The sequence below is a fragment of the Microcystis wesenbergii FACHB-1317 genome, assembly GCF_014696875.1.
Classification (GTDB): domain Bacteria; phylum Cyanobacteriota; class Cyanobacteriia; order Cyanobacteriales; family Microcystaceae; genus Microcystis; species Microcystis wesenbergii_A.
Map to the genome: position 1 here is coordinate 1 of NZ_JACJQV010000179.1, position 21,850 is coordinate 21,850.

Sequence of the window (21,850 nt, forward strand, 5' to 3'; positions counted from 1 at the left end):
CAATAACAGAGGGACAGAGGTGGTTAGCTGAACGTTGGGAAAAACTGATAGTTTTATCGACGTAAGAAGCAGAAAAATTAGCTAAATTAACAGGATGTACTCTCAGAAAATTTGAAGAGAGATAGGCTTTTAGTGGCTTGGGAACAAGCTTTATCAATTTATTCATAATCAAGATTGGCAGAGGATTAAAGATTAGTTATTGTCACTAACTCTTTTGATTAGAAAAAGATAAACTTGAGAATTTTCATTCAAATTTATTGACTCAAAATCCGCTGTACTTAATTTAAATGAATCAACCCTACCCGTTAGGGGAATATTTTCCTGGCCCGTAACCGTTATTTTGCCGAAAAAAGCCGGTAAAACCAGATAATTTCCCAGAAAATAACAAAAGCGAATTAAACAGGGATTAATTCGGGAATTGACAGCAGGACTTTTTCTAATGGTGAGGGACTCGTCAACGATAGTGCTTTGAGACATCCGATTGTTAGGAAAGATCGAGACTTTCTGACCACTTCTACTTTAGTCTAGTTGTCTGGGGGGTCGCCATCTTGTCCTGACCAGTTCGGTAATTGTCTTGGGGGATTAAGGGTTAGGATTGGGGTTGTACTCCCGATCCTACCGGTGCGATCGAGTTTAATTGCAAAGAGGGATGATCTTCTTTGACTTGCTGTAAATTCCACTCATTTTTGAATAATAAGACGGGACGGCCCCAGTAATCTTTGACAGTTAAAGTATTAAAGAGTTTACCTGCTTTTTCTAAAGCGGCCCAACCCCCGGCTACCCAACGGGCTAAACTATAGGCTAGGGGTTCGAGGGTAGTTTCGACTCCGTACTCGCTTAAAAGACGGAATTGCACCACTTCAAACTGTAATTGACCGACGGCGGCTAAAATCGGGTCGCGTTTAAATTCATCGATCGAGGATAATATCTGTACGGCCCCTTCTTCCTGTAATTCCGAGACTCCTTTTTGAAACTGTTTGAACTTGGAAGGGTTAGGATTTCTGAGATAGGCGAATAATTCTGGAGAAAAACAGGGAATACCTTCGTATTCGAGCTTTTTACCCATATAAATTGTATCACCGATCGCAAAGACCCCGGGGTTATTCAATCCGATCACATCTCCGGGATAAGCTTCTTCAATAACTGCGCGATCTTGAGCAAAAAGTTTCTGAGGACGGGATAAACGGATAGTTTTACCAGTTCTAGCGTGGTTTACTACCATATCCTTCTCGAATTTCCCCGTACATACCCGCACAAAGGCTACCCGGTCCCGATGTTTGGGATCCATGTTTGCTTGCAGTTTGAAGACAAAACCGGTGAAATCGGGATAGGTGGGATCAAGGACTCCTAGGGAGGAATTGCGTCCTCTGGGTGGCAATCCATAGTCGAGGAAGGATTCTAGGAATAATTTCACCCCAAAATTGGTCATGGCGCTACCAAAAAAGATCGGGGTCATTTCTCCTGCGTGGACTGCTGGCAAATCCAATTCTGCACCCAATTCCGAGAGTAGTTCTATATCCTCTTTTAACTGGTAATACAGGTCTTTTTCGAGATGATCCTCAATTTTGGGGTCGCCAAGCTCGATCACGGTTTCCTGCGCCTCCTGAGAGCCGTGGGAGCGACGTTCAAACAGGTGTATGGTTCGGGTGGCCCGATCAAAAACTCCCCGAAAGCGATCGCCAATTCCGATCGGCCAATTGACGGGATAGGTTTGTAATCCTAATTCTCGCTCGATTTCGTCCAATAAATCCAGAGGTTCGCGGCCGGGGCGATCCATTTTGTTAACAAAGGTAAAGATAGGCAACTGTCGCAGTTTGCACACTTCAAAGAGTTTTCTCGTTTGCGGTTCCAAACCTTTGGCCGCGTCGATTAACATCACCGCATTATCGGCAGCGGCTAGGGTACGATAGGTATCTTCGCTAAAATCTTGGTGGCCGGGAGTATCGAGGAGATTAATCTGAAAATCACGATAATCGAACTGTAAAACCGTGGAAGTAATCGAAATTCCCCGTTGTTTTTCCATTTCCATCCAGTCGGAGGTGGCTTTGCGTTGGTCGCGTCTTGCTTTGACTGCACCCGCTTGATGGATTGCACCCCCGTATAGTAACAGTTTTTCGGTCAGGGTGGTCTTTCCTGCGTCAGGGTGGGAGATAATGGCAAAATTTCGCCGTTTTTCCAAGACAGCTTCGCTGGTTTCTAGTTCTTTTTCAATTTCGGTCGTCATTCTAATTTCGATCGCTTTCCTATCTTTCTATTCTAGTTTAGCTGGGGAGTTAGATATCTTTATGGCTCTGATTCTAGGTTAAACTCAATCCGGCTCTGTAAAACCATTTCTGCAATTACCGCTCCTCCTTTACCTTGAGCTAAAACCCGCTCAAAACGGTTGATTAATTCGGGAATATTGATCACTTCCTCTACCGATTCTAGATATCTTTCGACAATTGCCCTGATCTTGTATCTTATCTTAGCTTGCTCCGCAACTTTTTCTAAAATTTCCTCGCAAGTCTGCTCAGTTTTAACCACAAAAGTAATGGGATATTTTTGCACTTTATCAATATCTAAAAAATATTTATCAGCAGCTATCGTTTCCGTAACTTGAAAAAATCGACCTAGGGGTTTCATGACAAAATCTATCCCCCCGTCATTGGCATTTGTTCGACCAGTTTTATATAAAAGTAAGTATTCAGAGTTTAACTGATCAGGCGACCATCCCCAATATATTTTCTGTTCCCCATAATACTCTTTAAGAATTGCATAACTGACAATCTCAAAAACTCTAGCATCAATGTTTGGTCTGAGTAAACTCCGAATAAATTCAATGGCTCTCTGGGGTTCTTGCTGTTGAATATCAATCATCTGTTGACAATAGCTGATAAATTGATTAAATGCTTTTTGTCTTGTTTGCACATAGGCATCAATTATATCTATAATGACCAGGGCGATATTAACTTGATTACCCTCTAGATAAAACTTAATTAAATTCTCATTAATCCAGTATCTATTGGTTTTCACATCTCTAATTATAGGCAGATAAGATAAAGTAGGAAAATACTTTTTAAATTCCTGATTTAATCGATGATTGAGAGCATGATTTTGTAATTTATCGCCAAAAGTAAGCTCCCTTTGCCTGCGAAAAAGTGTCATATACTGAGCGCCTTGATACTCGTCGTATCCATCCTTAAGATGAAACTCATTATTAATATAGTCTTCCACTAAAACATAAATGGCATAATGATTAGCCAATCCTGCTCGGGATTTAGAACCTCGATTAGCGGCTCTAGTTTTAATGTTCAAATATTGCAATAACTCACTAGCATTTAAAATGCTATTTCCCTGATTGGGAAAGTAATTATCGATAATTTTAATAATTATCTTGGTGAATTCATGCTTGACTATCGACATCGAAAAGACTCTCCTGTACAAAGTTAGATTCTTGTTTATTTTCGCTTTTTCTACTATAGCTTTTTTGAGGTGGTAGTAACTTTTCTTCCTTGTATTCTTGCCATCCGAGAATCCGTCGAAGACCAATTTTTAAATACTCCTCTTGTAATTCTATACTAATAGAAATTCTTCCCAAACGTTTAGCTACAGCTGCAGCTGTAAAAGTTCCTGCAAATGGATCAAGCACAATTCCACTCTTGTCAGTGCTGGCCAAAATAATTCTTTCTAGCAATGATTCAGGTTTTTGTGAGGGATGATTTTCGTATTCATCCATGCGATATCTTACCCTAGGGAAATACCAGACATTGCCCGGTACTTTCTCTGTATTGTATTGACTCGGAATCGCTTTTCTATAATCAATTAGTTTTCGTTTTGCTCCAGTTTTTGCTTCTATCTTAATATCCTTTGAATTAAAAGTGTAATTATTTTTATCTTTCACACAGTGAAGTATTGGTTCATACATCGAACCAAAGTATTTTGTTGCTTGTACTCCTGAACTATCATAATGCCAGATAATGCGACTAAGAATCGTCATTTTTTGTCTTAAGTAAAGATCAAAGTAAGGCATTGCTTGAGTGCTGGCCATAACATATAATGTTCCCTGGGGTTTCAAGATGCGAAGGCAATGATCAAGAATTTGATTTGCCCAATTTATATAATCATTTTCCGATTCCCATTTGTCGTAAAAATCGGCAAAATGCTTACCTATATTATAGGGAGGATCGAGAAAAATTAGATCTACGGAATTAGAGGCAATCTCACTGGATAAAATCGGCAAAGAATCACCATGAAATATAACTTGTTCATCAGCTTCGTATCGTTTAAACATGATCGTTTTTTCGATTTAAAGTAGTTGGATTTTTACTAGCTATTAGCGTTCAGCACCTAGAGAATTTTTCAGATATCAGAACATCCACTTTTAGTTCTTTATTTTTCAATTAAGCTGAGGGCTTCAAGATCAATCCTATAAGATTTGTTGGGAAAATTTATATTTGTCAACAAAATTACAAAGTATTGTAAATATTGTTAAAAAATGTATCAAATGTCAACTATTGGTCAAATAATTTTGACATAATCGGGGTGGAGGGGTTGACAGGTAAAGTTTTTGTGTTTTATCCAGCATTTCTTAAGTGTAACTAGGATAGTTTAAAATCCACAACTGATAGTGTTATGAGTGATAATACCAAACAAATTTATAACTACACCGTTATTCTCGAAAAAGAGTCAGACGGTGGTTATCACGCTTTTTGTCCTGCGCTTAAAGGTTGTCATTCTCAAGGAGACACTTTTGAAGAAACGATTGTCAATATTACAGAAGCTATGGAATTGTACCTCGAAAGTTTGATAGCTGATCATCAACCCATTCCCAAAGAAGATTTGATTTTTAAGCCTTTAAATATTTTAATATGAGTCAGTATCCCGCAGTTAAAGTCAAGGAGTTTATTAAAGTTATTGAAAAATTGGGCTTTTATTTGGATCGTCAAAAAGGTAGCCATGCTATTTACAAAAATAGTGGTGGATGTAGGGTTGTGATCCCTATTCATTCAGGAAAAGATATTAAGCAAGGTACTCTCATGGGTATGATTCAAGATATTGGTCTTGATAAAGAAACATTTTTCGAGTTGTTACGAAAATAAGAGTTAAAAGATAGTCGAAGCGATAGCAGCAATTGTACTTTCAGAGGAACGAAGCAATGTTTTAGACAAAATGTAAATTATAATCTGCAAAATGTGAATTATAATCTGTAGAAATGTCTCATACACTTTCTTGATAATTGATCTGTGGCACAAAAAGAATCCTTAGATATCAAACATCGTTTTGGTAAAGCTATCAGAAGACGCAGAAGAGAACTTGACTTATCTCAAGAAATCTTAGCTGAAAAAGCGGAACTGCACCGAACTTATATTTCCAGTATTGAACTTGGTAAGTGTAATGTATCTTTAGAAAATATCGAAAAGTTAGCCAAAGCACTTGATATATCTATTGCTGATCTTTTTGCTTATCTATAAATTTGATTAATTGCAATTCAGTATGGATAATAACCAGTTAGTGATAGAAATTCAAAAGCTAATTAAAAACTCAATAGAAAACTATTTTAAAAAACCCAAACCTAGGAATCATCATATTTTAGATTATTTATTTCCAGAGGAGAGACAGATTAGTTCTGTGATGACTGGACTAACGACAAGCATGGGAACTACTTTCTGGGAAAAATTAGCAAACTTTTTAGCCAAAGATAATGGATTTCGTATTTTATATAAGCAGGATAAAAAACTTTTACAACCTAGTCCATTTCCTCAAGACTTAAGAAGTGAACTCGATAATTTAAAAAGTCTCAGAAAATCGAAAGAACAAAAAATATCCATGACAGAGTGCATTGAAAGACTTAGAGTAGTAGCTAAGAAAATAAATAGGAATAACCTCAATTATATCGATCCTCCTTCTGGTCATGGAGTAGATATTTATTTAATCAAAGACAATATTGAGTATGTGTTTGATTTAAAAGCTACACATCCTAATAGGGGAGATGGTTCTAGATTTAGCGACCAGTTGTTAGATTGGTATTGTTATCGGCTGTCCCGTGAACCTTTAGCAAGTATTCACACAAGAATTGTTATTCCTTTTAATCCTTTCTTACCTCAAACATGGTGGCAATCACAGGGAAATAAAATGTATCCTCTAGAGGAACATCATGATATATGGGTTGAAAATGAATTTTGGGATTTTTGTTCTGGTAAAATCAATACTTGGTCATTAATTAAAGAAGCTTTTATCGATCTTCAAAAAGCTCAAGCATTTATCAACAAGTATAGACAAAAGTTTCGTAATTATCTAGATAATTAATTTGGTCAAATTATTTCTAGTAAATTTCTAGCCACTGCCTCCACCACTGGTACAGGAACAGCGTTTCCGAATTGTTTTTTAGCAATAGCCGGCTGTGGATGATAGATAAAATTATCGGGGAATCCTTGTAATTTACGCGCATCTTGGGGAGTAATTTCTCGAAACTTTTTGGGTTTATAGATTTTCTTTAAAAACAATTGTTTGTATTCTTGGGGATGAGTAGCGGTAATTGAAATAGTAGCAATATAATCTTTAGCACCCGTAGCGGTTAGGGTAGGAATAATATCGGCCGTCGGTAAAATAATCCGATAAATGCCGTTAATTCCCGTCATATTTTTCGAGTTAATAAATTCATACTTACCCTGCTGCGTTTGCCAACAAATCCCCAGAGAAACTAACTGATTTAGTTCCTCGATTTTTAGATCGGGTATAATTTCCAAAAAAGCAGAAAAAGCCACGGGATGACCATCTTTTTCGCCATACTTTTTACTGCGTCTTAATTTCAGCAAAGCTAAACAGATACTTTTTTGTCGTTCCGTAGTTTTGATAATATCCCAAGAATGAATAGTTGTGTGACCATTTCTTAGATCAGAAAAAATAAAAAAGTCATTTAATTCATCTTCTTTTTGAAAACGAGTTCTCGATGGAGGAATAAAACCATTAAATAAAGTATCTGCGGATAACTTAACTTTCTCGACGGGTTGAATATTCTTGATGTCTTCTAAAATATCTAAAACCTTCGGATGGATACCCAAAGGTAAAGGAAATTTAAACCGCTCATAGTTGTCTATATCTTTTCTAATTCCTACGATAAAAACTCTCTCGCGATTCTGGGGTAAACCAAAATCGTAGGCATTTAATAACTGCCAGTAAACTTGATAACCACAGCTGGTTAATTCATCGATAATTAACTCTAAATTCTCCCGATTGCGAGGACTAGCCAACCCACTGACATTCTCGAAAATAAAGCTTTTTGGTTGACTTTTCTGGACTAATTTAATCACATCAAACCAGAGTTTTCCCCGGGGATCCTCAAATCCCCGTAAACATCCCGCCACCGACCAAGGTTGACAGGGAACGCCGCCGACAATAAGATCAAGATTATCGGGTAAATTGCTGATTTTACTCACATCTCCGAAAGCAATTTCATCGCTGTTGAGATAGCTAATAAAATTCTGTTGATAAACTTGGATGGCCTGTTGATCAATTTCTGAATAGCCTAAACAACGTCCTCCCAATTTCTCCAAAGCGATTCTAAACCCACCGATTCCCGCGAATAAATCGACAAAACGATATTGGGGATGGGTGATAACTAGATGTAGGGGTAATTGGGTTTGTGTGCTGACTTTAACTGTGGTTTTCAAGGGTAAATAATTCCTTTTCACCGTCTGGGAAGATGCCTATCTGTACTAACTATTTTAGTATAACTTAAGAGTTTTTTTCTAGAGACCTCCTGCAAATCTCCTGTCTCCTGACTTGAAAGAGGGTGTGGGGTGTGGGGTGTGGGGAGTTTTCTCAGTGAACTGATAACTGATAACTGATAACTGATAACTGATAACTGATAACTGACTTTAACCCAATGGCAGATGTGGGATTTTTGCAGCAGCTCTATCGAGTCGAGGAATACTCGTAGTCTTCGATAATGTGGAGAAGTCGCATAGCTGAACTACAGGATTCTTCTAAAATTTCCTGTTTCTCCTGAGAATCTTCGATTAAATCCTCAGATACTAGACGCAAAGAACCTAAAAGACTATTAAGACTGCTTCTCGCTTCGTAGGATAAATAAGCTTTTCTTTTTTGCTCATCTTCCCTATTCTTAGAGTCAGCCTCTTTGCTATCACTAAATTGCAGAGCGTGTAAACGGGCATAATGACCGCCTTGAGCTAATAATTCCTCATGATTGCCGATTTCTGCCACTTTTCCCTTGTCCAGCACCACAATTTGATAGGCTTTTTGAACAGTGGAAAGACGGTGAGCGATCACAAGAGTAGTCCGCTCGCGACAGAGTTCGTCGATCGCTTCCTGTACTAAACGCTCAGAAATTGTATCCAAAGCACTGGTGGCTTCATCGAGAATGAGAATATCCGGCTCTCGCAGTAAGGCACGAGCGATCGCTAATCTTTGTTTTTGTCCCCCCGAAAGTCTCACTCCCCGATCGCCAATTTCCGTATCCAGTCCTTCCGGCAATTTGGAGATAAACTCGTAGGCATTCGCCCTTTTTGTCGCTGCTACAATTTCTGCATCACTAACATCGCTTAATCCGTAGGCAATATTAAAACGGAGAGAATTATTAAAGAGAAAAGTGTCTTGACTGACTATTCCCATGGCTTTTCTCAGAGATTTGATCTCATAATCGCGTAAATCGTGACCGTCAAAAAGAATTCTCCCGGCTGTAGGATCATAAAAGCGTGGTAATAAATCAGCAATTGTCGATTTTCCCGCCCCCGAAGCACCAACAAGAGCGATCATTTTTCCTTTTGGAATCCAAAGATCGATGCCCTTGAGAACTAATTCTTGATGACCGGGATAGGAAAATTGGACGTTATCAAAATGAATACCTGTCTCTAATCTTTGATAGGGAATAGAGCCATTGCTCATAAATGGTTTATTCTCTCGAATGAGAAAATCCGCTACCACCTCTACTGCGGAAACATCACCTACTAGACTACTCCTAGCACTGTTAATTTGACCAACTATCGGCAAGGCCCGGAAAAGTACATAGAGATAGGTCAATAAAATTGTCGCTAAAGCTTGGATTTGTTCATTAAAAAGATAACGACCAGCAATGATAATTAAAGCAATAATAATTACCCCGCCGATCTCATTGAGCGGAGCGATTACAGCATTATTAGTCTGGGCATCTAAACCCGCTTTCTCCCGGGCTTCGATATCTTCCACAATAGATTCTAATTCGTATCTTTCATTTCCTACTGCTTTAATTAGGCGAATTCCCGTTAACAGTTCCAACAGTTTATTAGTTTGCTGTTTAGCCGTTACGGTGATAATCTCTCCAAACTTTTTCGATCTCTTGACAAAGTATTGATTAAGCAGACCTAAAAAGCCACCCAAAAGACTAGAAAGAATAGTTAATTGCCAAGAAATTGATAATAAAATAGCTAAGTACATGAAAGCTGTGGCGATAATCTTAATCAGGTTTATGTAATTTCTAATCGATGCTACGGCTCGATTAATCTCCGACATGAAACGATTAAAAATATCTCCTATTTTACTTTTTACATAATAATCTATATCCACTTCTAGCAGCAGAATAACTGAATCAATTCGCATATCTTTTGCCATAATCAAAGACAAGTAAGTTCCTAACAAATTACTGACAAAATTGGTAATGTGCTTGAGAATTAAAATCAATAATATCGCCGCAAACATCCAGAAAAAACGAGTATCGACCGAGAAAACCTCGAAAACTGAGAGCAGCTTTTTGATAATTTGGGGGGCATTTTTTAAGAGATCATTTTCGGGATTAATAAAAGAAATTAGCAAAGGGATAACTAAAACAGTTCCTACCCCATTGAATACGGTACTGGCAAAGCCGATAACAATACTGGAAACCACTAATATCCAGTGTTTAAGCGTATATTTGAGGAGAATTTGCTTAGGATTCATCGCTGTAAGTAATAAAGTAAATAGTCAACGGTCAATTATCCTACTCGCTACAATCTAATAAGTAGGGAGGCACAATTATTTGTAGGATGGGTTAGCGGTAGCGTAACATGAGCGGGCGTTGGGTTTCATGCTTCAACCCAACCTACGTTCATCTTATATTTAATTCCACCCGCCTACTTATTTCGCTTCCAGAGAAGTAATTATGCCAGAGAGAGTTGTCGCCATGGCGGTGGTACTATAGGAGGCGATACAGCGCTCTCTCGCTTTTAGTCCTCGTGCATTAGCCGAGTCGAGATGATTAAAAACTTCTCTAATTATGACAGCTAGTTGCTCTGGCGATCGAGGTTCGACTAAATAGCCAATATCAGCTAAAATTTCGGGAATATCTGCCACTTTAGTGGAAATAATCGGTTTAGCCATCGCCATACCATCGGTGAGTTTAATCGGAAATTGGGCGTTAGCCGTAGCTTCATCCCTCTGGGGAACGATAATAGCATGAGCAGCGGCCACAACTTCCGGCATTCGATCGAGCGGTTGAGCAGGTAAATGAATTAACCAAGGTTGACCTTTTTCTAGCAAACTATCCAGATAACCATCCCCGATTTGGCGACCTCCCACCACCACCAATTTAAAATCAGGATCACCAATTTGATCTAAAGCGATTAAGACATCTTCTAAACCTTTGTGGGGTCTAGCTGTACCCGGGAACATTAAGACTTTATACGCGGATAAACCGTATTTTTGACGACAAGCGACAGGATCGTAGAGATTGGGATCGAAAAGTTGCGTATCCTTGCCATTCGGTAAATAAATCCCCCCATAGCGCTTTTGCAAAAATTGATTATTAACCGTCACCGCATCAGCGCGGTCAATTAAATTTTCCATCCAACGCAGATAGAGAGGGTGATTCGGGTCTCTAAGCGCACCATTTTTTTTGAGGATATCCCTAGCTAATTGTCGGGGGTGAGGACGATAGGACCATCGATCGCCACCAAACCAACTCATTTCCCAATCGTCAATATCGAGAATTAGGGGACGTGGGGAAAAAAAACGTTTCAGTAAACCGATGCCGAAACTGGTGGGACGGGGTTTAACCGCATAGATAATCTCTCCGGAGAGGCGATCGAGTAAAGTTTTGATCTGGCCAAAAAACTGGGGATAATTATTGCCTTTGACCGATACCACCGGTAAATTCCCCGGTGGGGTTGGATAGATTTCCCGGCCAAAAACCGGGCCATAGACCGTCACCTGACAGTTTAGCTGTTGCAAGACTTGAGCAATCAAATAGACTCTTGTGCCACCACCACCGGATAAATCTGGTGCTAAAACAGAGATTTTTTTGTTCACGATCGCCGATCAATCCAGATTATCTAGCACGATAGGAGAATGTTAATCAATGTTAACGTTTTTGTCAATCTTAGGCGAACTTAACATTAATGCCACCGGAGATAGACTAGACAAAGAAAATTAACATATACATTGCCGAGACGACTAACTGAGTAAACATCACTGGTAAACCGTAGCGCAGAAAGGTATGAAAGGTAATTTTGCCCCCGTGTTGTTCAGCGATGCCGGCGGCGACAATATTAGAAGAAGCCCCCACTAAAGTACCATTACCCCCTAGGGTGGCCCCATACATCATCGCGTAGAAAAGCGGTAAAACTTCGGGGGGAAAGGAACCGGCATAATCGGGAGAAAGAACCTCTGTCCCGACTAAATTAACATTAACAAGGTACTGTTTCAGTAGTGGAACCATGGCCACCACTAGGGGAATATTCGGAACTACACTGGAAATAAAACCGACAAAAAACAGCAAGACTAGAGAACCTAAAAAGATATTTTTGCCTAAAATTATCGCCAGAAATCCCGATAAACTATTAACTACACCAGTTTTTTCTAAGCCGCCAATTAGGACAAAAATCGACATAAAAAATAATAGGGTACTCCAGTCCACATCCCGGAGAATATTATGAACCGTATCGATTTTCGATTGCTGGGCTAAAAGTAGGGCTAAAGTTGCCCCCATCAAAGCAACGGCCGCGGGAGCAAGGGGTACGGGAAAAGATTCACCGACGACGAATAAAAATAAGACTAAAAAGACGATAATTCCCCCCAGAGCTAAGACGCGAGGATGATTAATTTTCGGATGGGGTAATTCTTCTAAATGCTCGAATTTTGTCCGCCAGATTTTCGGGAATAACCAAGGTAACATAACCAGAATGGTAATTACTGCCAAGGCACCACCTAAACTCAAACGCTGTAGGTATTCCATGAAGGTGATATTAATAGAATCACCGACGATATAAGTAGCGGGATCACCAACAATCGTTAATAATCCGGAACTGTTGGCTACGAAAACCATCAGGATTAAGAGCGGCACAAAATCCACGCCTATGTCTTGAGCTAAGGGGGGAATCAGCGGGGCTAATAACATCACCGTGGTAGCGTTGGGTAATACCGCACAGATTGGGGTAGTAATGGCGACAATTCCTATTAGTAATAATTTGCCCTGTCCCTTGGCTAAAAGCACCATTTGTGCTGCTAAATAATCAAAAATTTTCGTTGGTTCAAAGGCTCTCACTAACACCATTACCCCAAAAAATAGGGCGAGAGTGGCATAACTGCGACTGATATAACCGATCGCCTCCTGGAGAGTCATGATATGGGTAAAAACTAAGATTAAAGCCCCCAGTAAAGCCGCTACGGTAATATGAAGCCACTCGAACATAATCACCACAATGACTGCAATAAAAGTCATTGCAGCAATCCACATTGGTAAAGATTCCAGCATTTTTGATCCTGTTTTTACTTTCGGTTTCTCGATACGACTAAAAGTTTGCCCGAATGTACAGCAAACTCACAAAAAATATGGTTATCTACGGAAAATCTTAAAATTGTTGCGATCGGTGAACCTGCATGAGAATCCCCATATACAATGTCTCCTGTAAGTTATGACTATCAAGTAGTATCAGCGACATAACTGAACCGATCAAGACATTGCTAGGAATGTAGTGATGTTTCAGTCTTCCCCCCCACGCCGACGAAGTTAGCTGACGGGCTAGGATAGAGAGATATCCTTTTCTAGGCTAAAAAATCTAGAAATACGCCCCCAAATGTGGTTCCTCCGCTCCGAATTTGTCTAGCTAATATCTAGCATAGAAACTTGGATTAGGCTGACTTACTCTATTTAGTGATCCACCATAGCATACTAACCCCAAAAAAAACGATATAGCTCTATACCAAACCTATCCCGTCGGTTATCCCCCGGGTTGCTAGGATAGAACAATGATAAGCTAATAGCTAACGACTGACCGCCATAGCAGCCACATCAGAAATTTCTATGAATAGAAGACCTCGTTATACTCCTCCCCGATCGCGCGATCGTGATTATGACCGATCCTATGGCGATGACTCCCGCGCTTCGGCCTCCGGAGGCCTAATGGCAAAATTAAACTATGCCATGATCGCCCTGATTGGCGGTATTTTTGTACTAGGGGTGGGTCTCGGTCTGGTATTCAGTTCTACCGCTAATTTTAGCCCCGAAAACGTCGCTTCCCGGGAAGTAATCGATCGCAGCGCCCCCAATGCGGAATTATGCGTGCAATTTGGGGCCAGTGCCATTGTCACCGATTTGCGGGTTTATGTCACTCTTAACCCCTTTAATGTTTTTGTTACCCAACCGGTTATGCAACCCGGTTGCGTTTTGCGACGCAACAACTGGTCAATTTTAGAACAACAAAAATTAGTCGATGGACAGCAGGTACAAAGTTGTAAAAACCGGATGAATACCTTTGGTTATACCGGCCCCTTGGAAGGCAAACCGAAAATCGATTGTATCTTCCAAAATGAAGCTGGGGGTAATCTTTTTGTTAATCCTGCTGGCGCTGTTGGCCCCAGACCAGATACAGATAAATTCTAAACTGGGAAAGATCGTTCTCCTGACTTGAAAGAGGGTGTAGGGTGTGGGGTGTGGGGTGTAGGGAAAGAAACCTCTTTCATCTGTGGGGGTGAAAATTTTTTCATCGGGACTGACTCCTAATCAACCGGAACAATTTTTGATTTTTACGAGAGGTCTAATGAGTTAGCCATTGGCCCGTAGTCACCACAAAAATTCCGCCAGCTTTTTTTAAAATAGGCTGAACTTTATCGATCAGACGACCAAGTTGTTCGTCACTATTACAAACCGTCATAATGTAGTTACCACTGTAATCACAATCCAAGTCATCACAGGATAAACCTCGATCACCTTTTCCCGAAGTACTGCCAAAGACGGTATAACCGGAAACTCCGACAACATCAAGAACGCTTAAGGTTTCTTCCAGAAAAGCATGACTAACAATTATGTCCACTTTTTTGACAGTTTGTAGGGAAGGATGCGGGGATTCAAGCATGGTAGTTAAGTAACAAAGGGACAAGTGTAAGAGAACAATTTTGACAGGAATTATTTAAAAACCGCCGGGCCTTTTAGACTCCACAGCCAATGATTTTGATCATCTCTAGGTACAGAGGAATACCGATGATGATATTGAAAGGAAAAGTTAAAGCCAAGGCCATAGAAACGTATAAACTAGGATTAGCTTCAGGAACAGTCATTCTCATGGCCGCAGGAACAGCAATATAAGAGGCACTGGCACACAAAACAGCGAATAATAAAGCATTGCCCTGTTCAAATCCGAGAACCTTAGCGATGAGAATCCCCACCATAGCATTGATGACGGGAATGAATACCGAGAAACCGATGAGAAAAGAACCAGTTTTGCCTAATTCCCGGATTCTTTTCGCCGCCACTAATCCCATATCAAGGAGAAAGAAAGTTAAAGCACCATAAAAAATCTCTTGAGTGAAAGGTTCTAATTTTTCCCAGCCTTTTTCCCCCGTCAGCATACCAACCACAACACTACCGACTAAGAGAAATACCGAACCATTTAAAAAGGCTTCATGTAGAACCTTTGACCAAGAAAACGCTTCTTCTTCGCCATTTTTCTCTTTAAAGACTCGCACCAGGATTAAACCCACTACAATTGCCGGCGATTCCATTAAAGCTAAGGCCGCTACCATGTGACCGCCATAGGAAATATGAAGTTTTTCTAAAAAAGAACTGGCGGTGATGAAAGTAACGGCACTAATGGAACCATAGGCTGCGGCGATCGCTGCTGCATTGGCACTATCGAGTTTAATTTTCAGGATAAAGAAAGTGTAAATGGGAACGATGCAAGCCATAACCACAGAGGCAATCAAAGTTAAAGCGATTTGGTTATTGATGCCACTTTCCGCTAGTTCATAACCTCCCTTGAAACCAATCGCCATCAAAAGATAGAGAGAAAAGAGTTTAGGCAGTGGTTGGGGAATCTCTAGGTCGGATTTAAAAAATACTGCCAGCATTCCCAAGAAAAAGAACAAAACCGGCGGATTGAGAATATTGAACAGGATTAAGCTGCCATCCATAGGTTTGCGTACATTGAGTTATTTCAATCTATACTATTCGATTTTGGGAATACTGGGAAAATGTTAAGAACCGGATTAAAACGCTTAACGATGGCCGCCCAAAAAAATTAAGATGGGTGATGTTTCAGTGATCGGTGATCAGTTATCTTGAAACCGTCAGCTTTTCTCCCCTCTCCCCCTCTACAATAATTACTCGCAGCCAGGAATCACTTGGGTTAGTATCATACTTTGTGCTTTTTGTCAAAAAAACTTTTTTTTTGCAATAAAACTACACAAAAAAAAGATCATCGTTGTGGGTGAAATTGACTGATTTAACCGTTTTAATTAGGATCACCTTCTAGGTGTGGCAAGGGTTTCAACCATTGCTGCCCAAAAAAGCACAGAATAACCCATTATGAAATTCAGTAAAATCGCTGTAACTATGATAACATCGTTGTTAAATAAAAATCTTTCTCAATTAATTCTTAAGAATTTATAAATATTGCGGAATGTTAATTTAAATATTCTCAAGTTTTTGCAGTCAATAAATAACTTTTGCTTATATTTGTCAGAAAATAGAACTCCTGCAAAAATCCCACATCTACCATTGGGTTAGAAGTCAGTTATCAGTTATCAGTTATCAGTTATCAGTTCACTGAGAAAACTCCCCACACCCGACACCCCACACCCCACACCCGACACCCCATACCCCATACCCCTCTCCCGTTCCCCGATAAATGCCAAAAATCCAGCTTAAAACCCCAAAATCAGAGCATCTTGCCGCCATGGTGGCACTCGATCGCAGCAGTCTCGGCGGTATTTGGACCCTATCTGGTTATGAACGGGAATTAAACAGCCCCAACAGTGAATTATTAATTCTTACCCTAGACGGGGGGGACGACACCCTAATCGGATTAGCTTGTTCTTGGGCAATTCTCGAAGAAGCACATATTACCCTCCTAGCAATTTATCCCGACTATCAAAGACAAGGATTAGGAAAACTGCTTCTCTACAAACTGCTTGAGAAGGCTGTACAAAGACAACTGGAAAGGGCTACGCTAGAGGTAAGGGTATCGAACCAGTCAGCAATCGGACTCTACGAGCATTTTGGCTTCCGCGTCGCTGGAGAGCGTAAAAATTATTATCCGCAAACTGGCGAATCAGCCCTAATTTTCTGGCGCAACGATCTACAAACAGCCGCTTTTCAGGAACAATTAAGCAAGTGGCGACAAGAAATCCTCTCCAGACTGGCGCGGGGAGAGTGGCAATTAGAGGAAGAAAGCAGGGACAAAATAGATATCATGGGGATGCAATGATTACTTACCAGCTTAAATCAGGTCGAGGTTAGGGAAAAATGAGGATTTTAGTCTTGGCGTGGGAATTTCCACCGCGATTAGTGGGCGGTATCGCCCGTCATGTCGCTGAACTCTATCCCGAAATCGTCAAACTCGGTCATGAAGTCCATTTAATCACGATCGAATTCGGTCAGGCCCCCAGCTACGAACTGGTGGAAGGTATTCACATCCACCGCGTCCCCGTACCCCCCGGCAATGACTTTTTCCATTGGGTGGTCAACATGAATAACAGCATGGGGCAACAGGGCGGCAAACTAATCGCAGAATACGGAAAATTTGACCTTGTTCATGCCCACGATTGGTTAGTAGGGGATGCGGCCATTGCCATGAAACATCTCTTTAAAATACCCCTGATTGCCACGATTCACGCCACGGAATACGGACGTTACAACGGACTGCACACCGACACCCAACGCTATATCGGCGGCAAAGAGGGAACCCTCGTCTATAATGCTTGGCGCGTTATCGTCTGTACCGGCTATATGCGTCATGAAGTCCATCGAGCTTTGGGCGCACCCTGGGATAAGATCGATGTGGTTTATAACGGCATTCGGGCCGAGAAAAAACAAAGAGATCCTAACTTTGATTATCGAGCTTTTCGTCGTCAATATGCGGGCGATCACGAAAAAATCGTCTATTACGTCGGGCGCATGACCTTTGAAAAGGGGGTTTCCGTGTTACTCAACGCCGCCCCAAAAGTCCTCGACCACACCGGGGCTAAAACTAAATTTGTCATTATCGGTGGCGGCAATACCGACAAACTCAAACAACAGGCCTGGCATCTCGGTATCTGGCATCATTGTTATTTTACGGGCTTTATGTCCGATGAAAACCTCGATCGCTTCCAAACCGTGGCCGATTGTGCCGTTTTTCCCAGTCTTTACGAACCTTTTGGCATTGTCGCCCTGGAAAGTTTCGCCGCTAGGGTTCCTGTGGTAGTTTCCGATACCTGCGGTTTTCCCGAAGTTGTCCGTCATGGCCAAACAGGAATTGTCACCCGGGTCAATAATCCTGATTCCCTCGCTTGGGGCATTTTGGAGGTTTTAAATCATCCCGAATACGCCCACGAATTAGTTAATAACGCCTACGAAGACCTAGAAAAACGCTTTCATTGGGCGAATTTAGCCCGTCAAACCGAGACAGTATATGGTTTGGTTGTCCAAGAACGACAACTGGTAGAATGGCGTTAATCAGGGATCAGTTTTTTAGACTTCAGCCATCCTGAAGCCGTCCCGATTTTCTTCTGGACAAACCTAATTAACTAGAGCATAATACTAGGAGAATAATTTCCTCGACACAAAATTATGAATATGCTGAAAATAACTAAGGATTTTAATCCCGCTCAACTAGCAAGTGTCCTGGTCAATTTCATCGGTTTTGTGGTTTTATTGACCTGTGTACTTCTTTCTCCCCATGCTCTCGTTTATGATGAGGTTTATCACTTACCGTTAGTAGATTTATTAAATCAATACGGTTTATCCTATCGATTCTTACGCGGTACAGGACAATCAGCACCAGGTCCGTTATACCCGATAATTCATTATATCTTTCAGCCCTTGACCAATTTGGAAGCCCCTGCCATTAGATTGGTTAATATTCTTCTTTTATTACTGTTAATTTTAGTCCTGAGTTTAACCCTGCAAAAAATTTTCAAAATTCCCCAGCCACTGGTCTCTAGTCTGACAATTATGGGCTTACCGATGATTTGGGTGATTACGGGCATGGCTCTCACGGAAATCCCTGCTATGCTCTTGGCAACTTTAGCAATTTTCTTGATATTTATAGCTCTAGAAAAAATTGAAGATAACCAGCAAATGAGCTTAGGAATAGCCGCTCTGAGTGGATTATGTTTAGGGATGGCAATTGTCGGCAGACAAACTTTTCTCGTTCTGGTGTTTATCTTGCCAATACTAACAATTAGTTCCTCAAAAAAATCTTGGCAGCCTTTAATATTATGCTGGTTAACTTCTGGAATTTTACCCGCTATTGTTTTTAGCGTGTGGGGTGGATTAGTTCCCCCCGGTATAAGTTCATTATCTTCTGGATATTCTCTGGTAAACGGATTTCTTTCCTTTGCCTACACCGGTCTTTTATTATTTATCCTCGCTCCCAAATGGTTCAGCTTGAATAAGGTGATAATAATATCTGTCCTGGTCAGCAGCTTTCTAGGCAACGCTCTCTTTAAAATCCTTTCTATTCGTCCAGCCTACCAAGTTTTCCAGAAAATTATTCCCGATCCTACTTGGCTAAGTTTCTTTTTCTATTTAGCTTCCTCCTGTCTGCTTGCCTTTGGAATTCTTTTTCTGATTGCCAGCCTCAACAATTGCCGAGATCACTATAAAGATAGTAAATTTCTGTTTTTAAATGTTGCCGTGATCGTAGTTGCCGCTACAGCTTTTAAAATTACCCATTATTATTCGACTCGCTATACAGCTACAGCTATTCCATTCTTGATCCTGTTAGCCCAGTATTATACCAAAGATAACTATTTCAAGGTAGCCCGCTTATTGCTGGGGAATATTGTCGGCTGTTTGATGTTAGTTTCTTATTTTTTACGTCCTTGGAACTAGAAATCTTGCAGATGAGATTCTTGGATTTTTGACAAGGATATACCCTAAAATAATAAAGGCACAACTTAACTTCTCCGAATATGACTATGAAAGCAGCTGAAATTATGACCACGGAGGTGGCCAAGATTAAAGGTTCTGAAACCGTTGCCAAAGCAGTACAATTGATGAGAGAAAAGAACATTAGAACTCTCATTGTCGATCGCCGTCACGATGAAGATGCTTACGGAATTATCACCGAAACCGATATTGTCTATAAAGTCGTCGCTTTCGGTCAAGATCCGCAAAAAGTGCGCGTCTATGAAGTGATGAGCAAACCCTGCATCGTGATTAATCCCGACCTCGGGGTTGAATATGTGGCCCGCTTATTTGCTAATACTGGTATTCGTTTCGCACCGGTAATTAAAGGCGGTTTGCTCGGTGTTATCTCTGTTAGTGACATCCTCCATAAAGGTAACGCCGTGGAAAAGCCCCGCAGTCTTGATTTAGAAGCGGAGATTATCAAAGCTAGAGATATTGCCCGGGCAGTATGTGCTGAAAAAGGGGGAAATTCTCCCGATTGTGCTGCAGCTTGGGATATTGTTGAGGAATTACAGGCAGAATTGGCACACCAACGCGCTAAAAAACCGGAAAAAACCTATTTTGAGGAATACTGTCAAGAAAATCCCGATGCTTTTGAAGCTCGTATCTATGACACCTAATCCCCATGGGTTTGAGGTATCGGAGAATACCTCAAACTTTTTAATCCGGCAAAAGTAGTGTATAAAGGTTTTATTTACTAATAATCGAGGAGAAACTATGGCTGATCTATTTGTCATCGCCTATGAGGACGAATTTAAAGCAGAAGAAGTTCGTTTAACTTTGGCTAAACTGCAACAGGAACATCTCATCGAGTTAGAAGATGCTGCCGTAGTGGTTAAAAACAAAGATGGCCAGATTAAACTCAAGCAAGCGGTCAATTTAACGGCAGCAGGAGCCGCTAGTGGCAGTTTCTGGGGGTTATTAATCGGAATGCTCTTTTTATCCCCTCTATTAGGGGCCGTCCTCGGTGCTGCTGGTGGCGCTTTGGGAGGTGCTTTAAGTGATATCGGTGTGGATGACAATTTTATGCGCGAATTGGGAGAAACCCTGCAGCCCAGTACCTCTGCTCTCTTTGTTCTCGTCCAAAAAGTTACCCCCGATAAGGTCCTCGATGAAGTGGCCCCCTACGGAGGTAAAGTGTTACGCACTTCTTTGACCAAAACCGACGAAGCTGAATTACAGAAAGTTCTCGACCAAAGAGGTGTTAAACCCGAAACCGTTTAGGATCTGGGTCCATAAAAGCCAGAAAAAGGGAATATATTTCCCTTTTTACTTTTTGAACAAGAATGGGTTTAGCATGACAACCACAGCAGCTATAAAATAAGAAACAATCAATAATTATTAATGAACTTTAAGCTTCGATCGAGAATAAAAGTGCTTCAGTGTCGTAGTATTTATTCGTTAATCCCATTGATTGCATTCCTAATCTTTCCGTGACACGAATTGAGCGATAATTATCGGGATTAACCACTGCGTAGATAATCGGCATTGTAAGGTGATTAAGCCGTATTCTAGAATAACTTTAGCCGCTTCGGTTATGTATCCTTGTCCCCAATAATCGCGTCGTAAATGCCAACCAATTTCGCTATCTGGGGTAGGATAACCGTAGTTATCGGGTAAATTCTGTAAAATTATCGAACCAATAATCTGATTATTTTTTCGATCGATCATTGCCCACCAATCGCTGCCATTACCTTGATTACGAATAGTTGGTAATCTTTCGGAAAAATGGGCATTTAAACTCTCGATATCCGTGGCTAACTGACGAATTCTCGGTAAAAAATAAGTGACCTCGGAATTTTGATAGATCTGAAAAAAAGACTCTTTGTCTGTGGGTAGTTGCCAAGGACGGAGAATTAGGCGATTACTGTTCATTGTTTTAGTGAGCAAATTATAGCAATTCTCTGGCTGAGATTAGGGATTATTGTTGATAAAAAAACTTCTAAATCCCACTGCTAGTAGGGAACCACTTAAGACAGTTATCAATGTCCAAATTTGATTCTTTTGGGTTCCTTCGACTTTCTCTAAGCGTTTATTCATGTCATCAAATTTACTATCAAGAGTTTTAATATCACCTTTAACTTCCGTCAGTTCAATCTTTAAATCGGTAGTATCTTTTTGAATATTTTTGACATCAGCTTTTATTTCCGCTTGTCCATTCTCAATCACCTTCAATCGATTGTCCACCTCAATCAGTCGAGTTTCCGTGGTAGTGAGTCGAGTTTCCACGGTAGTGAGTCGATTGTCCACGGTAGTGAGTCGATTGTCCACCTCAATGAGTCGAGTTTCCATGGTAGTGAGTCGAGTTTCCATGGTAGTCAGTCGAGTTTCCATGGTAGTCAGTCGATTGTCCATGGTGGTGAGTCGATTGTCCATGGTGGTGAGTCGATTGTCCATGGTAGTCAGTCGATTGTCGATCTCGTTGAATCGATGTTCGATTATCTTCTGTCCATTGAGGATTAAATCTTCTAGTCTTTTTAAATCATTATCGGTAGTGGTGGTAGTCATTGATTA

Annotated in this window: 21 protein-coding genes, 1 pseudogene and 1 riboswitch; of the genes and pseudogenes, 10 read left to right on the forward strand and 12 right to left on the reverse strand. The window is 40.7% G+C overall.

Annotated elements, in window-relative coordinates; genetic code table 11:
• Positions 1-294: 294 nt before the first annotated feature.
• The 4 genes and pseudogenes from H6F92_RS17300 to yhdJ all read right to left on the reverse strand — a co-directional run.
• Positions 295-477, reverse strand: a pseudogene (locus tag H6F92_RS17300) (lysophospholipid acyltransferase family protein); the annotation flags it as partial.
• A gap of 112 nt (positions 478-589) precedes the next feature.
• A complete protein-coding gene (gene prfC, locus H6F92_RS17305) occupies positions 590-2,224 on the reverse strand; it encodes a peptide chain release factor 3 (RefSeq protein WP_079206484.1) in 1,635 nt (544 codons plus the stop codon).
• 59 nt (positions 2,225-2,283) lie between these two features.
• Positions 2,284-3,402 carry a restriction endonuclease gene (locus tag H6F92_RS17310; protein WP_190358862.1) on the reverse strand — a complete coding sequence of 373 codons (1,119 nt, stop codon included), beginning with the start codon at positions 3,400-3,402 and terminating at the stop codon, positions 2,284-2,286.
• Positions 3,383-4,270 carry an adenine-specific DNA-methyltransferase gene (gene yhdJ, locus H6F92_RS17315; protein ID WP_002756592.1) on the reverse strand — a complete coding sequence of 296 codons (888 nt, stop codon included), beginning with the start codon at positions 4,268-4,270 and terminating at the stop codon, positions 3,383-3,385. Before yhdJ ends, H6F92_RS17310 begins: the two co-directional genes overlap by 20 nt.
• Positions 4,271-4,611: 341 nt before the next feature.
• Between yhdJ and H6F92_RS17320 the strand changes: the two genes are divergently transcribed.
• The 4 genes from H6F92_RS17320 to H6F92_RS17335 all read left to right on the forward strand — a co-directional run bounded on the left by H6F92_RS17320 (position 4,612) and on the right by H6F92_RS17335 (position 6,285).
• The gene (locus H6F92_RS17320; protein ID WP_002732327.1) at positions 4,612-4,851 is read left to right on the forward strand and encodes a type II toxin-antitoxin system HicB family antitoxin; all 240 of its coding nucleotides are present in this window, start codon (positions 4,612-4,614) and stop codon (positions 4,849-4,851) included.
• A complete protein-coding gene (locus H6F92_RS17325; protein WP_002744591.1) occupies positions 4,848-5,078 on the forward strand; it encodes a type II toxin-antitoxin system HicA family toxin in 231 nt (76 codons plus the stop codon). The genes H6F92_RS17320 and H6F92_RS17325 overlap by 4 nt, the downstream gene beginning before the upstream one ends.
• A 144-nt stretch (positions 5,079-5,222) precedes the next feature.
• A complete protein-coding gene (locus H6F92_RS26175; protein ID WP_002796518.1) occupies positions 5,223-5,450 on the forward strand; it encodes a helix-turn-helix domain-containing protein in 228 nt (75 codons plus the stop codon).
• Between the two features lie 22 nt (positions 5,451-5,472).
• Positions 5,473-6,285: a TdeIII family type II restriction endonuclease gene (locus H6F92_RS17335; protein ID WP_190358863.1), complete on the forward strand. Its 813-nt coding sequence runs from the start codon at positions 5,473-5,475 to the stop codon at positions 6,283-6,285.
• 5 nt (positions 6,286-6,290) lie between these two features.
• Here H6F92_RS17335 and H6F92_RS17340 read toward each other — a convergent pair whose 3' ends face one another.
• From H6F92_RS17340 to H6F92_RS17355, 4 genes are all read right to left on the reverse strand, one after another.
• Positions 6,291-7,649 carry a DNA cytosine methyltransferase gene (locus H6F92_RS17340; RefSeq protein WP_190358864.1) on the reverse strand — a complete coding sequence of 453 codons (1,359 nt, stop codon included), beginning with the start codon at positions 7,647-7,649 and terminating at the stop codon, positions 6,291-6,293.
• A 244-nt stretch (positions 7,650-7,893) separates the two neighbouring features.
• The gene (locus H6F92_RS17345; RefSeq protein ID WP_190358865.1) at positions 7,894-9,909 is read right to left on the reverse strand and encodes an ABC transporter ATP-binding protein; all 2,016 of its coding nucleotides are present in this window, start codon (positions 9,907-9,909) and stop codon (positions 7,894-7,896) included.
• A 177-nt stretch (positions 9,910-10,086) separates the two neighbouring features.
• Entirely contained in the window at positions 10,087-11,256 is a 1,170-nt protein-coding gene (locus tag H6F92_RS26840; protein WP_079206541.1) for a glycosyltransferase, read from the reverse strand.
• Between the two features lie 106 nt (positions 11,257-11,362).
• Positions 11,363-12,700 carry an ArsB/NhaD family transporter gene (locus tag H6F92_RS17355; protein WP_061430430.1) on the reverse strand — a complete coding sequence of 446 codons (1,338 nt, stop codon included), beginning with the start codon at positions 12,698-12,700 and terminating at the stop codon, positions 11,363-11,365.
• Positions 12,701-12,929: 229 nt separating this feature from the next.
• Positions 12,930-13,060: riboswitch (cyclic di-AMP (ydaO/yuaA leader) on the reverse strand.
• 189 nt (positions 13,061-13,249) lie between these two features.
• Here H6F92_RS17355 and H6F92_RS17360 point away from each other — a divergent pair.
• Positions 13,250-13,828 (forward strand): DUF3172 domain-containing protein, encoded by a 579-nt coding sequence (locus tag H6F92_RS17360; RefSeq protein ID WP_079206543.1) that lies wholly within the window; start codon positions 13,250-13,252, stop codon positions 13,826-13,828.
• A gap of 154 nt (positions 13,829-13,982) precedes the next feature.
• Here the strand turns inward: H6F92_RS17360 and H6F92_RS17365 are convergent, their stop codons facing one another.
• Together H6F92_RS17365 and H6F92_RS17370 are read right to left on the reverse strand one after the other, a co-directional pair.
• Positions 13,983-14,300, reverse strand: coding sequence for a P-II family nitrogen regulator (locus H6F92_RS17365; protein WP_079206545.1), 318 nt, complete (start codon positions 14,298-14,300; stop codon positions 13,983-13,985).
• Between the two features lie 73 nt (positions 14,301-14,373).
• Positions 14,374-15,354 carry a sodium-dependent bicarbonate transport family permease gene (locus H6F92_RS17370; RefSeq protein WP_079206547.1) on the reverse strand — a complete coding sequence of 327 codons (981 nt, stop codon included), beginning with the start codon at positions 15,352-15,354 and terminating at the stop codon, positions 14,374-14,376.
• 716 nt (positions 15,355-16,070) lie between these two features.
• On the opposite strand from H6F92_RS17370, the gene rimI reads away from it, so the two are divergent.
• From rimI to H6F92_RS17395, 5 genes are all read left to right on the forward strand, one after another.
• The gene (gene rimI, locus H6F92_RS17375) at positions 16,071-16,649 is read left to right on the forward strand and encodes a ribosomal protein S18-alanine N-acetyltransferase (RefSeq protein ID WP_190358866.1); all 579 of its coding nucleotides are present in this window, start codon (positions 16,071-16,073) and stop codon (positions 16,647-16,649) included.
• 38 nt (positions 16,650-16,687) lie between these two features.
• On the forward strand, positions 16,688-17,878 hold the full coding sequence (locus H6F92_RS17380; protein ID WP_190358867.1) for a glycosyltransferase family 4 protein: 1,191 nt from the start codon (positions 16,688-16,690) through the stop codon (positions 17,876-17,878).
• A 114-nt stretch (positions 17,879-17,992) separates the two neighbouring features.
• Entirely contained in the window at positions 17,993-19,258 is a 1,266-nt protein-coding gene (locus H6F92_RS17385) for a glycosyltransferase family 39 protein (protein WP_190358868.1), read from the forward strand.
• An 80-nt stretch (positions 19,259-19,338) separates the two neighbouring features.
• Positions 19,339-19,956 (forward strand): CP12 domain-containing protein, encoded by a 618-nt coding sequence (locus tag H6F92_RS17390; protein WP_002756663.1) that lies wholly within the window; start codon positions 19,339-19,341, stop codon positions 19,954-19,956.
• Between the two features lie 97 nt (positions 19,957-20,053).
• On the forward strand, positions 20,054-20,560 hold the full coding sequence (locus H6F92_RS17395) for a DUF1269 domain-containing protein (RefSeq protein ID WP_002731545.1): 507 nt from the start codon (positions 20,054-20,056) through the stop codon (positions 20,558-20,560).
• Between the two features lie 198 nt (positions 20,561-20,758).
• On the opposite strand, the gene H6F92_RS17400 is transcribed toward H6F92_RS17395, so the two are convergent.
• Positions 20,759-21,211 carry a GNAT family N-acetyltransferase gene (locus tag H6F92_RS17400; protein ID WP_242030174.1) on the reverse strand — a complete coding sequence of 151 codons (453 nt, stop codon included), beginning with the start codon at positions 21,209-21,211 and terminating at the stop codon, positions 20,759-20,761.
• Between the two features lie 39 nt (positions 21,212-21,250).
• The gene (locus H6F92_RS17405; RefSeq protein WP_190358869.1) at positions 21,251-21,844 is read right to left on the reverse strand and encodes a tropomyosin; all 594 of its coding nucleotides are present in this window, start codon (positions 21,842-21,844) and stop codon (positions 21,251-21,253) included.
• Between the last annotated feature and the right edge of the window lie 6 nt (positions 21,845-21,850).